This is a genomic window from Sphingopyxis sp. H053, from assembly GCF_001468225.1.
Taxonomy (GTDB): Bacteria; Pseudomonadota; Alphaproteobacteria; order Sphingomonadales; family Sphingomonadaceae; genus Sphingopyxis.
The window spans coordinates 338,597-351,058 of the sequence record NZ_LNRU01000001.1 but is presented as its reverse complement, the minus strand read 5'-3'; the positions used below and the strand labels follow the sequence as shown (position 1 = coordinate 351,058).

10 protein-coding genes are annotated in these 12,462 nt (G+C 64.6%); 3 read left to right on the top strand and 7 right to left on the bottom strand.

The genetic code is table 11. The features are described 5' to 3' along the window. Window positions 1-120: 120 nt before the first annotated feature. Complete coding sequence (locus tag ATE70_RS01640) at window positions 121-2,838, top strand: LuxR C-terminal-related transcriptional regulator (protein ID WP_197411348.1); 2,718 nt, start codon at window positions 121-123, stop codon at window positions 2,836-2,838. Window positions 2,839-2,854: 16 nt separating this feature from the next. Here ATE70_RS01640 and ATE70_RS01635 read toward each other — a convergent pair whose 3' ends face one another. The 7 genes from ATE70_RS01635 to ATE70_RS01605 all read right to left on the bottom strand — a co-directional run bounded on the left by ATE70_RS01635 (window position 2,855) and on the right by ATE70_RS01605 (window position 9,636). After that, the gene (locus tag ATE70_RS01635; protein WP_058536210.1) at window positions 2,855-3,997 is read right to left on the bottom strand and encodes a CaiB/BaiF CoA transferase family protein; all 1,143 of its coding nucleotides are present in this window, start codon (window positions 3,995-3,997) and stop codon (window positions 2,855-2,857) included. After that, window positions 3,994-5,127: an acyl-CoA dehydrogenase family protein gene (locus tag ATE70_RS01630; RefSeq protein WP_058536209.1), complete on the bottom strand. Its 1,134-nt coding sequence runs from the start codon at window positions 5,125-5,127 to the stop codon at window positions 3,994-3,996. Before ATE70_RS01630 ends, ATE70_RS01635 begins: the two co-directional genes overlap by 4 nt. 11 nt (window positions 5,128-5,138) lie before the next feature. Then, a complete protein-coding gene (locus tag ATE70_RS01625) occupies window positions 5,139-6,293 on the bottom strand; it encodes an acyl-CoA dehydrogenase family protein (RefSeq protein WP_058536208.1) in 1,155 nt (384 codons plus the stop codon). Window positions 6,294-6,296: 3 nt separating this feature from the next. Then, window positions 6,297-7,478 (bottom strand): lipid-transfer protein, encoded by a 1,182-nt coding sequence (locus ATE70_RS01620; protein ID WP_058536207.1) that lies wholly within the window; start codon window positions 7,476-7,478, stop codon window positions 6,297-6,299. A gap of 95 nt (window positions 7,479-7,573) precedes the next feature. Then, window positions 7,574-8,368: an SDR family NAD(P)-dependent oxidoreductase gene (locus tag ATE70_RS01615; RefSeq protein ID WP_058536206.1), complete on the bottom strand. Its 795-nt coding sequence runs from the start codon at window positions 8,366-8,368 to the stop codon at window positions 7,574-7,576. Further along, window positions 8,365-9,147, bottom strand: a complete 783-nt coding sequence (locus tag ATE70_RS01610) for an enoyl-CoA hydratase/isomerase family protein (protein ID WP_058536501.1) — start codon at window positions 9,145-9,147, stop codon at window positions 8,365-8,367. Before ATE70_RS01610 ends, ATE70_RS01615 begins: the two co-directional genes overlap by 4 nt. Before the next feature lie 30 nt (window positions 9,148-9,177). Beyond that, window positions 9,178-9,636, bottom strand: coding sequence for a MaoC family dehydratase (locus tag ATE70_RS01605; protein WP_231732550.1), 459 nt, complete (start codon window positions 9,634-9,636; stop codon window positions 9,178-9,180). A 194-nt stretch (window positions 9,637-9,830) separates the two neighbouring features. On the opposite strand from ATE70_RS01605, the gene ATE70_RS01600 reads away from it, so the two are divergent. Next, window positions 9,831-11,405 (top strand): class I adenylate-forming enzyme family protein, encoded by a 1,575-nt coding sequence (locus tag ATE70_RS01600; protein ID WP_058536204.1) that lies wholly within the window; start codon window positions 9,831-9,833, stop codon window positions 11,403-11,405. Window positions 11,406-11,425: 20 nt separating this feature from the next. Further along, window positions 11,426-12,439, top strand: coding sequence for a DUF1214 domain-containing protein (locus tag ATE70_RS01595; RefSeq protein WP_058536203.1), 1,014 nt, complete (start codon window positions 11,426-11,428; stop codon window positions 12,437-12,439). The last annotated feature ends 23 nt before the right edge of the window (window positions 12,440-12,462 follow it).

Genomic DNA, 12,462 nt, shown 5'->3' with positions numbered 1-12,462 from the left:
GGAAAGGGTATGGACGCCCCGATCCTGAACGAACCCCCCTTGGTGGGGGGTGGGCGGGTAGGGCTCTTCGTTGCACGAAGATTTCCCAATCTGCGGGGATCTTTTATGATGGATGCTGAGATGGCCGCCCCAGACTTTTCCACCGACCTCACGCGATTGCTCGTCGCGACCAAATTCGCGCCGCCGCGGATCGGGTCGCGCTTCATCATGCGCCGACATCTGCTCGCGGCGCTCGCACGCGACCGGCAGAGCCGGCTGACGCTGGTGACCGGCAGCGCCGGTTTCGGAAAGACGATCCTGCTCGCCCAGTGGCGACAGGAATTGATGGCAGCCGGTTCGCAGGTCGCCTGGCTTTCGCTTCATGCGGACGAGAAGCTGCTACCCAATTTTCGTACCCATCTGTTCGCGGCCCTGGGACGGCTCGGCGTGCCGCTCGGCGACGAGCTGCTGTTCGCCAACGAGGGCGGCAGCCATGCCGACGAAACCATGGCGCTCATCATCAACAATATCGCGGAGATGCAGGGCGAGCTCTATCTGATGCTCGACGACTATCATCATGTCGAAGACCCCCGCGCGCATCAGCTCGTCCAGAAGCTGCTCGACCAGGGGCCAGCCAACCTGCATATCGTTATCGCGTCACGCGCACTTCCGCCGCTCAGCATCTCGCGTCTTAGGGTGATGGGGCAAGTCGCCGAGATCGAGTGCGGGGAGCTGCCTTTCGACCTTTCCGAAACGCGCGATTTCCTCGAACAGAATGTCAAGGGCGTGAAGCTCGATCCTGAAGAGGTCGGCCTTGTCCATGACCACACCAACGGCTGGCCGGCGAGCCTTCAGCTTGTTTCGATCATGCTCAAGAACAGACCCGAGGGCCGATCGGCCCTGCTCGACCTCGCGTGGCAATCCTCCGACCTCCAGAACTATCTCTGGGAAGATGTCGTCGGCCATCTGCCGGCGGAGATGACGGCGTTCATGGAAACGCTGTCGATCTGTCGGCGCTTCAATGCCTCGCTCGCCGAAATGATCACGGGCCGGACCGACGCAGCGGCGCTGATCGAGCGTATTGAGGAAGAGAATCTGCTCATCATGCGCGCCGATTCGGGCGCCCGGTCGGCGTGGTTCCGCTTTCACCCGCTCTTCAATGAATTTCTGGCGACTCGTCTGTCAAAGCGCGGCGCGGAAGAAATCGCCGAGCATCATCGCAAGGCCAGCGAGTGGTTTGCCCAGCGCCGGCTCGTCGTCGAGGCGGTGCGCCATGCGACGCTCGCGGGCGACATCGAGAGAGCGGTCGCGATCATCGAACAGGCGGTCCCGGGAACCTGGAAGCTCAGCTATCTCGGTCCCCTGCTGCACCTCGTCGACAATCTTTCGCTCGACGCCATCTCCGCAAATCCGCGCATCCTCTATCTGGGGGCGCTCACCCTCTCGATGACGGGCGCGACGGCACGCGCGCATTCGTGGCTCGCGCGCCTGATTGAATGCCACGCGGGCGGCGCTCCGGTCCCGGCCTTCCGGATCGCTCTGGTAAAAGCCTCGATCGCCCTGCAACGCGAGGACTCGCAGCAGTGCCTCGACCATCTCGCGCCCTTTGGGATCGACGACGTTCCCACCGCCTTCGAACGATATGTCTATCTGATGGCGATGGTCGCGGGGCTCGCTGCCGTCGGGCGAATCGAGGAGGCTATCGCGTTTCTCGACCGCCATCCGACTCCCGACGAGGATGCCGAGGACGATCTGGCGATGCGCGCCGCGGGGTGCCGGACCTTCGCGCTGCTGATCGCCGGGCGGGTGAAAGAGGCCGATGCAACGTCGAGCGTCGACTATGCCCGCGCCGTAGCGGTCCATGGCCGCACATCGACCTGCGCCAATCTGAGCGCCGCGCCGCGCGCGATGATCTCATACGAGTTGAACCGCATCGACGATGCGCGCGAACTTCTGACCAAGAGGCAGAGCAATCGGCAGACCGCCTCGCCGCAGACGATGATCTGGACAATCCTCTGCCGGGTGCGTCTGGATCTTCTCCAGGACACAGCGGATGCCGCGCTCGCCGTTCTCGATCGCCAGAAAAGCTACTTCCGATCGCTCGGTTTCGACCGCGGCGTCGCCTATCTCGCTGCCGAACAGATTCGCATCCTGATCGCAAACGGCGATGTTCGGCGTGCCGAAACGATCCTGGCCCAACTCAACGCCGCGAACGGCGGCGACGGTGACGGTGACGCGGCCCTGACCGACTTCGCGGCGGAAACCGTCATTGTAACAAACCTTGCGCGCGCGCGCCTCGCTCTCGCGACGGGCGATAGCCCAGCCGCCTGCCGGACTGCGGAAGCCATACGCGACGCCGCCGCCGGGCTGAACCGCAGGCAGCTCGAGACCGTCGCGCTTATCGTCGTCGCCATCGCGCTCGAAAAAATGGATCGCCACGACGACGCATTGGCACGGCTGGCGGAAGCCATCGAGATCGGCGTGCAGTCGGGCTTCGTTCGCACCTTCGTCGACGAGGGGCAGCCGCTACTGGCACTTTTGCGCGATTTGGCCGCGAGCGATCGGCTGACCCCCGAAGCGGCGGCTTACCTCTCCACCCTGCTCGCACCGTTCAATGACGAGGGCAGCGCGGCTGCCGCGGGCGAAAGCCGGGTCACAGCGGATGCGCCGCTGACCAGTCGCGAGATCGAGATTGTCTCGCTCGTCGCGGCGGGCATGTCCAACAAGCGCATTGCGCTGACACTGAACATCAGCGTCGAGACGGTGAAGTGGAACCTCAAGAATATCTTTGCGAAACTGGGCGTATCGAGCCGCTATGATGCGATGATATGGGCGCGCCGGCAGGGTTTGATCGACTGATCGCGCGCCTTTTCGATCAGGCGGAGGGTCCCATCGCGCGCTTGCCGGCATCGTCCGCCAGCCATTCGCCCAGCACGGCGTCCAGATCGCCTCCTCGTTGCGGAATGCGGCCTATTGCGGGATCGGGGGTGCGCGAGAAGCGCGGCGCAGGCGCTGCATGGAGGACGCCGCCGGCTTCGCGATAGACGCCGCGCGCAGCCATATGCGGATGCGTCGCCGCCTCTTCGGGGCTCAACACCGGCGCGAAGCAGGCATCGGTGCCTTCGAGCAGCGCACACCAATCGCCGCGCGGGCGCGTCGCGAACAGCCGCTCCAGTTGCGCGCGGCGATCAGGCCAGGCGTCGAGATCGTCGCGGTCGGCGAAGGCCGGATCGTCCAGCAGATCGAGCTTTTCGAGCAGCAGGTGATAGAATTTGGGTTCGACCGCCCCCAGCGTGATGAATCCGCCATCGGCGCAGCGATAGGTGGAATACCAATAGGCGCCGTCGAGGCCGCTCCGTCCGCGCTCGGTGACCATCGCGCCGCCGGCTTTGAGCGCCAGTAACAGGCTGGTCATATGCGCGCTGCCGTCGACGATCGCCGCGTCGACCACTTGGCCCTTTCCGGTCTCGCGCGCGCTCATCGCAGCCGCCAGCACGCCGACGGCGAGATAGAGAGCGCCGCCGCCGATATCGCCGACGAGACTGGGCGGCGCGAGCGGCGGCTCATCGGGCTGCCCCGCATACCAGAGCGCGCCCGAGAGCCCGATATAGTTGAGGTCGTGTCCCGCCGCGTGCGCCAGCGGGCCATGTTGCCCCCATCCGGTCATCCGGCCATAGACCAGTCGCGGATTGCGTTCGAGGCAGACATCCGGCCCCAGGCCAAGCCGCTCCATGACGCCGGGGCGCATGCCCTCGATCAACACATCGCAGCGCGCGATCAGATCAAGAACGGTTTCGATGCCATCGGCGCTCTTCAGATCGAGCGCCACCGAGCGCTTCCCGCGGTTGGTTATCGCGGCGGCGCCGAGGTCGATGGTTTCGGCATTGGGCAGGGTCCGATCGACGATCACGACATCCGCCCCCATGTCAGCGAGCAACATGCCGCAAAAAGGCGCCGGCCCGATGCCGGCGATCTCCAGCACCCGCAGCCCGGACAGCGGCCCCGCCCCCTCGGTCACGCTGCGGCCTGCGTCAATTCGGCCTGCAGCGCTTCGGCGCAAATCGCGTCGTGCAGCGTGCGCCCGCCGAAAAGCGCGTCGGCCACGATCGCGCGCTTGAAATAATGGCCGATTGCGCACTCTTCGGTCATGCCGATACCGCCGTGGAGCTGGATCGCCTGACCGCAAATGCTGCGCGCCGCGCTCACGATTAGCGCCTTCGCGCCCGAGAGCACGGGGCCGCGATCCGCCGGGTCGTCATTTTCGAGCGACGCCAGCGCGGCGAACAGCATCGACCGCGCGAGTTCCATCTCCGCCGACATATCGGCGATGCGGTGCTGCAGGCTCTGGAAGCTGCCGATCGTGACGCCGAACTGCTGGCGCGTGCGCAGATAATCGGCGGAAATCTCGATCGCACGTTCCATTCCGCCGACGAGCTCGGCGCAGAGCGCGCAGACGGCGTGGGCCAGCGCCTGTTCGAGTGCCGCCAGACCATCACCCGCCAGCCGCCGCGCCGCAACCGCGTCGAGCGTGAGCGCCGCCACGGCGCTGCCGTCCTGAAGCGGCGTGGGCGTCACCTGGAGGCCTTGCGCACCCGCCTTGACGAGAAACAGCCCGATACCGCCGCGCGCATCGATTTCGCCATCGACTCGCGCGGTCACCAGATAGGCGTCGGCGCCGACGCCGCCGAGCACAAGCGTCTTGCGCCCCGTAAGCCGGGCATCACCGTCCGCGCGCACCGCCACGACATGGGGAACGCCGCGCGCTTCCTTTTCGCTCCAGGCGACGGCCAGCCGGCGCGACCCGTCGCAAAGACCGGGCATCCATTCCGCCTGCGCTGCGGTATCGCCGCTCGCCAGCAGCAACTGTGTCGCGAGGACCGCGCAGCCGAGCCATGGTTCGATTACCAGTCCGCGGCCGAACTGCTCGCTGATGATCGCGGTTTCGATCGGGCTGCCGCCGAACCCGCCCAGCTCTTCGGGACTGGAAACCGCAAGCCAGCCATTCTCCGCGAAGGTCCGCCAATTGGCGGCGTCGTCGTCACCTGCAGCCACCAAGCGCGTGCGGGTCTCGAAGTCATATTCATTCTGAATGAAGCGGGCGACGCTGTCGCTCAGCATCTGCTGCTCGGCGGTAAGAGTGAAGTCCATCGGTCAGCTCCTCAAAATCCGAACATCAATTTCGCGACGATCCCGCGCTGGACCTCGTTCGATCCGCCGTAGATCGTCGCCGCGCGGCGGAAGAACATTTCCGACGTCAGCCCCTTGCCTTCGTCGGGCGCGACGAGCGCGCCATCGTCGCCGAGCATCTCGACGAGGAAGACCGTCATCCGCTGCTGAAGGTCGGTCGCGCGCAGCTTGAGCATCGATCCCAGCGCATGTGCGTAATGGCCCTGGTCGCCATGGAAGGCCGCGGAGCGCTGAACCATCATCGCGACGGCGCGCAGTTCGGCCTCGAAGCGCGCAATCTGCACCGCGAAGTCAGCCCGCTCGACCAGCGGCGTGTTGCCGATCTTCAGGCTGCTCGCCAACGTCTTCATTCGGGCAAGATAGGCCTTGAGAACGGGCAGGTCGGCGGTCGTCGCATGTTCATTGTTGAGCAGGAATTTGGTGATGCCCCAGCCCGCGCCTTCCTCGCCGATCAAATTGCCGGCCGGCACCTCGACCTCGTCGAAGAACACCTCGTTCAAGTGATGCGCGCCGTCGATGCTGATGATCGGACGGACCGTGATGCCCGGCGTCTTCATGTCGATCAGAAGGAAGCTTATGCCCGCCTGCTTCTTCGCGTCCGCATTGGTGCGGGCGAGCAGGAAAATCCAGTCGGCGCGGTGCGCAAGGCTGGTCCAGATCTTCTGGCCGTTGACGACATAGCGGTCGCCGCGCAATTCGGCGCGCGTCCGCAGCGAGGCAAGGTCAGACCCCGATCCCGGCTCCGAAAAGCCCTGACACCAGTGCCGCTCGCCCTTCATGATCAGGGGAACGTGGGTTTCCCACTGTTCGGGCGTCGCAAACTGGTTGAGGACCGGCCCCAGCAGCTTATGCGCAAAGCCTTCAAGCGTGGGTGCCCCCACCCGCGCGCATTCCTCGTCGAAAACGAGTTGCTGCTCGACGGTCCATCCGGTGCCGCCATGCTCCTTGGCCCAATAGGGCGCGCCCCAGCCCTGGGCGGTCAGGATGCGTTGCCACTGGATGATCGCGTCGCGCGGCGACACCATTGCGATCGTCTGTTGCACGAGATCGTCCGGGAGATTGTCACGCAGGAAAGCGCGCACCGTTTCACGAAACGCCTCCAGCGTCGGATCAGGCTGAAAATCCATGGCTTAGCTCCGATACATGGTGACGACGCAGGCGCCGCCGACACCGACATTATGCTGGAGCGCGACGCGCGCGCCTTCGACCTGGCGCTCGTCGGCTGCGCCGCGCAGTTGCTGGGTGAGTTCGAAACATTGAGCGAGGCCGGTTGCCCCGATCGGGTGCCCCTTCGACAGCAGGCCGCCCGACGGATTGACGACAAAGCGGCCGCCATAGCTGTTGTCACCGTCTGTGATGAACTTTTCCGCGCCGCCTTCGGGGCAAAGCCCCAGCGCCTCATACATGATCAACTCGTTCTGCGCGAAACAGTCGTGCAGTTCGACGACATCGACATCCTCCGGACCGATGCCGGCGGCCGCGTAGACCTGCTCCACTGCGCGCTGCGCCATGCCATGGCCGACGATATTGCGCATATCGCCGCTGTCGAATGTATCCGCCGCATCAGTCGTCAGGGCCTGCGCCGCGATCCAGACGCGCGTGTCGAGGCCATATTTCCTGGCGCCTTCCTCGCTGCATAAGAGCACCGCCGCGGCGCCGCAGGTCGGCGGACAGGCCATGAGGCGCGTCATGACGCCCGGCCAGATTACCTGATCGGCGAGAACCTCCGCGGCGGTGACTTCCTTGCGGAACACCGCGAGAGGGTTGCGTGCGGCGTGTCGGCTCGCCTTGGCGCGAACATTGGCGAATGCCTCGAGCGGCGTGCCGAACCGCGCCATATGCTCAAAGCCCGCGCCGCCGAACAGGCGAAGCGCGACGGGCATGTCGGATGCCCCGGTGCGCTCATCGACGCTGGCCCGGAAGCGATCGAGCGGCGTTGGCCGGTCGGAATAGCCGCCCGCCGGCGCGCCGGGGTTCATCTGCTCGAAGCCGACGGCGAGCACGACATCGGCCGCCCCGGCCTCGATCGCCTGCCGCGCGAGATAGATGGCGGTCGATCCGCTCGAACAATTATTGTTCACATTGATGATCGGAATACCGGTCAGGCCGACCTCATAGAGCGCGCGTTGGCCCGAACAGGAGTCGCCGAAAATGAAGCTGGCATAAGCCTGTTGTACGGCCTCATAACCGACCCCGGCATCAGCAAGCGCCAGCCGTGCGGCCGCCGCGCCCATCTTTTCATAAGTCTCGCTGGCGCCGGGCTTGGTGAAGGGGAGCATCCCCACCCCGGCAACGAAGATTTTGCGCGACATCGCAATGGCCTTTCAATGGGTTCCCGCAGGAACCGGGAAGGAGGTGGAGGCAATCGCCCCAGCGTTGAACCTCCCGAAATGGGGGGGCTCGCAGTCTAGGGGCCGGAATTGGCGGCCCAACCGCCGTCGATCGGGATCAGGGCGCCCGATACATAGGAAGCCGCATCGGACACGAGGAAGGCGACGACCTCGGCGATTTCGCGTGGCTGCCCCAATCGCTTCATCGGAATTCGCCCGAACACATCGCTGAAATCCGCCCCGGCCTCGTTGGCCGAACCCGCGAAATGGGTGCGAGTAAAGCCCGGCGCGACCGCGTTGACGCGAATCCCCTGCCCGCTCCATTCGGCCGCCATCGTCTGGGTCATCGCCGCCAGCGCCGCCTTCGCCACGACATAGCCGTTCGAGCTGCGCATGGGCCGGAGCGCCGTGATCGACGAGACATTGACAATATTCCCATTCCCCTGCCGCTCCAGGACATGGCGCCCGAACATCTGGCTGGTGATGAAGGCGGCGCGCAGGTGGACGTCCATCAGCCGCTGCCATTTCGCCAATTCCTGGTCGACGGTCGGGATCACGAATTCCATGATTCCCGCATTGTTGACGAGGATATCGACCTTGCCCCACGCGCCGACCGCATGGTCGAACATGGCTTTCAGATCCTCTTCGCGGCGCACGTCCCCGCCGACGACCGTATAGCCCGACGCGAGCCGCGCCTCGGCGGTTGCGCGCGCGCGTTCGACGTCGCGGTCCATGATCGTCACGTCGGCGCCCAGTTCGTTGAGCTTTTCCGCTATCGCAAAGCCGATCCCCCCGGCAGCGCCGGTGACGATCGCCGAGCGACCCGCGAGCGCACCCTGCGGGACTGTGCTCGCTCCCGCCGCGCCGCTCATGCCTTGCCTGCCTTTTCGCGAAAGGCGCGGACCAGGTCGCGGTGCTCGCTGGTCAGGTTCGACATGGCTTCATAGCCGAGGCCCACGTCCATCATGCTGTGTGCGAGCTGCTTGAGCGGGATATTGACCGTCGTCTTCGTCCAGCGGATCGCCTTGGTCGCGCCCGCGGCGAGCTCGTCGGCGAACCGGTCGACCGCCGCATCGAGTTCGGCTGCGGGCAGCGCGTGATTGATCAGGCCGATCTCGGCCGCGCGCGCCGCGGTCATGGCCTTGCCGGTAAACAGATATTCCTTGGCCCGTGCATAGCCGATGAGTTGCGGCCAGATCACCGAGCCGCCGTCGCCCGCAACAAAGCCGACCGAGACGTGCGGATCGCCGATCTTGGCATGATCGGCAGCATAGATGATGTCGCAGAACAGCGCGATCGTCGCACCCAGACCCATCGCATGGCCGTTGACCTTGGCGATCACCGGCTTTTCGCAATCGAGCAGCGAAAAGATGATTCGCTTCGCCTCGAAGATCACGGTTTCGAAAAGTTCGGGATTGTCGATCGACAATTGCATCGCGTCGACATCACCCCCGGCACTGAACGCGCGTCCAGCACCGGTCAGCACGATGATGTCGGATTCGGGGTCGGCCGCGGCGTCGGCGAAAACACGCGAAAGCTCTTCGTGCAGCACGCTGTCGGTGGCGTTGAGCGTCTCTGGCGCATTGAGCGTCAGGGTCAGAACGCGGCCGCGCCGGCTCAGCAATATCTTCTGATAGGATGATTGTTCCATGCTGAAATCCAATCTGTTTTCCGGGGGTGGTCAGACGAAGTAGAGCGTGACCCACTCGGCGATCAGCGCGGGCTTTTCCTCGCCCTCGATCTCCACCACATATTCGAGAGTATGCTGATATTGGCCCGGCCCCTTCGCTTCATAAGCGAGCTGGCGGAAGCGGCCGCGCACCCGCTTGCCGACCTTTACCGGCGCCAGGAAACGCGTCCGGTTGCCGCCGTAATTGACCCCCATCCTCATCCCCGCAGGCAGCGGCAGGTCGGCTTGCTGAGCGAGCAGCGGGAACAGCGATAGCGTCAGAAAGCCGTGCGCGATCGTCTGGCCGAACGGCGTATGACGCGCCTTGTCGGGATCGACGTGGATGAACTGAAAATCGCCTGTCGCCTCGGCAAAGCCGTTGACGCGCTCCTGATCGACGAGAAGCCAATCCGAAACGCCGATTTCGGTGCCGTTCAGCGCCAGAAATTCTTCTTCGGTCAGATTTCGCAAAATTCCCTCCATTCGCGCTGGTGACAGGATGGCGCGCGTCCTGTCCTCCTGGCTACCGCCGCACCGCAAGCGAACTAACCCCTCTTGGCGAGGGGGCGGGGCGCCCGAGCGTTCGCCTCGCCCACCCCCCCTCAACACGAGGGGGCCATGCGCGCAGCAGTAGAGCTAGGGTGGTTTTCGGAAGAGGAACGCCCATGAAGATGAACTTCGCGCGCACAACACGCGAGATCGCGGATCGCTACCCGCACCTTGAGGCATTGGTGAACGTCGAGCGCGGCCGACGATACAGTTTCGCCGAATTCGACCGGCTGACCAACCGGATCATCAACATGATCCACGGCAAGCTCGGCCTTGCGCGTGGGGATCGCTATCTGTGCATTCTCGATAACGACAATCTCTCGCTGCTTCACGCACCGACCGTCCTCAAGGGCGCGGCGGCAGCGGCGTGGACCAATTATCGCGACTCGCTCGACGAGCATCTCTGGCAGATCGACTGGATCGAACCCAAGGCAGTGTTCCTCGAAAGCAATCTTGTCGAGCGCTTCCATGGCCCGCTGCGCGAGCGCGGCATCCGGATGGTCGCAATGGACCCTTGTCCCGGATTCGATGACGTCGACCATTTCTGGGATCTGCTCGAAGGCGTCAGCGATGCCGATCCGGGATTCGAAACCGACATCACCGACGATCCGATCATTTACCGCTTCACCGGTGGCACGACCGGCAAGAGCAAATGCGCCGAATATTCGATCGACAACTGGCTCGCGGGACGCGACGCCTATTATGTCCCGCACGACAACCCCTTCAGCCCCGGCGGCCGCACCCTCCTGATGGCGCCGTTGAGCCACGGGGGTTCGGTGACGATATTGCCCGCCTTCTTCCGCGGCTGCTGCATGGTCACGCAGAATGCCCCGGACCTCGACGAATGGTGCCGCAACGTCGAGCACGAGAAGATCACGATCGGCGGCCTCGTGCCCACGCTCTGCTATAGATTGCTCGAGCTGGAATCGGCGGATCGCTATGACCTCTCGACACTCGACTGGGTCTATTATGGCGCGGCGCCGATGAGCGCGGCGAAGCTCGCGGGATTGCAGGAGCGGTTCGGCAATATCTTCATCCAGATCTATGGTTCGACCGAGTGCTGGCAGCCCGCGACCTTGCTCGGCAAGGCAGACCATCTGGCCGAGGGTGAGGATCTGGCATTCCGCCTCGCCTCGGCCGGGCGCGTCACGCCCGGCACCGAACTCATCATCACCGACGACGACGGCCGCGAGGTTCCGGCGGGCCAGACCGGCGAAATATGGATTCGATCGCGCGCCAACATCCGCGGTTACTACCGCAATCCCGAGACGACTGCGCAGGAGTTCACCGACGGATTCTGGAAATCGGGCGACCTCGGCTTTCGCGACCCGCGCGGCTTCATCACCATCGTCGACCGCAAGAAGGACATGGTCATCACCGGCGGTTTCAACGTCTATGCAATCGAGGTTGAAAGCGCGATCAACGCTCATCCCGCGGTGAGCAATTCTGCGGTCGTCGGCGTCCCGCATCCCGAATGGGGCGAAGCCGTCCACGCCGAGGTCATCCTGAAGCCCGGCAACAGCGCGTCGGAAGAGGAGATCGTCGCCTTCGTCAAGGGTCGGATCGGGAAGCACAAGGCGCCGAAGACGGTTACCTTCGTTCCCGATCTGCCCGTCAGCGCCGCGCACAAGGTGCTCCGCCGCGCCGTGCGCGACAAATATTGGGCGGGCAAGACCCGCCGCGTCGGCTGACCTGAAAGGAAAGAACAACCATGACGCTTGAAACCATTTTGGCGCTCGCGCTGGCCGCGACGAGCCCTGCCCCCGCGCAGCCGGTCCCGGTCACTCCCGCGAACTTCGCTCGCGCCGAGACCGACCGCTACATCGAAAATATCGTCGCACGCGGCGGGATGGGGCGCTTTTCGCATCACCGCGAGCTGGTTCTGCAGGAACGGCAAACGGTCGTCCGTCCCAATCGCGACACGCTCTATTCGACGGCGGTCTTCGACCTTGACGCCGGCCCGGTTACCATCACCCTGCCCGACGCCGGCGCACGCTTTTTTTCGCTGACCCTGATCAACGAGGATCATCATATTCCGTTCGTGCGCTATGGCGCGGGCACCTACACGATCGACCGCGCCACCACGGGCACGCGCTACGCGATTGTCGGGCTTCGTATCCTCGTCGATCCGACCCGTGCGAGCGACCTCGATGTAGGCCGCGGGCTGCAGGATGCGGTCGTCGTCGACCAGCCGGGCGGCCCCGGCCGCTTCGACAAACCCGATTGGGACGCCACTAGCCGGACGAAAGTAAAGAGCGCGCTGATTGCGCTCGGCGAAACGCTGCCCAATCTCGATCGCGCGTTCGGCAAGCCGACGGAGGTCGATCCGGTCGAGCATCTCGTCGGCGCTGCGATAGCATGGGGCGGCCTTCCGCGCGCGGATGCGACCTATCTCAACGTCACGCCGCCCCGCAACGATGGCAATACCGTCTACAAGCTTCGCGTCGGAGCGGTGCCCGTCGATGCCTTCTGGTCGATCACGGTCTACGACCGGAACGGCCAGCTTATCGCCAATCCGCAAAAGATTTATTCGCTCAACAATTTGAGTGCCCGATATGCTGCGGACAAGAACGTCACGGTCCAGTTCGGCGGCTGCACGGCCGGCCGGGAAAATTGCCTGCCGATCGCGGCGGGTTGGAATTATATGGTGCGGCTCTACCGCCCCCGCGCCGAGATACTGGACGGGCGCTGGAATTTCCCGCTCGCGACGCCGGTCGCGGACTGACCGCGACGTCCCCTCCGACGGGG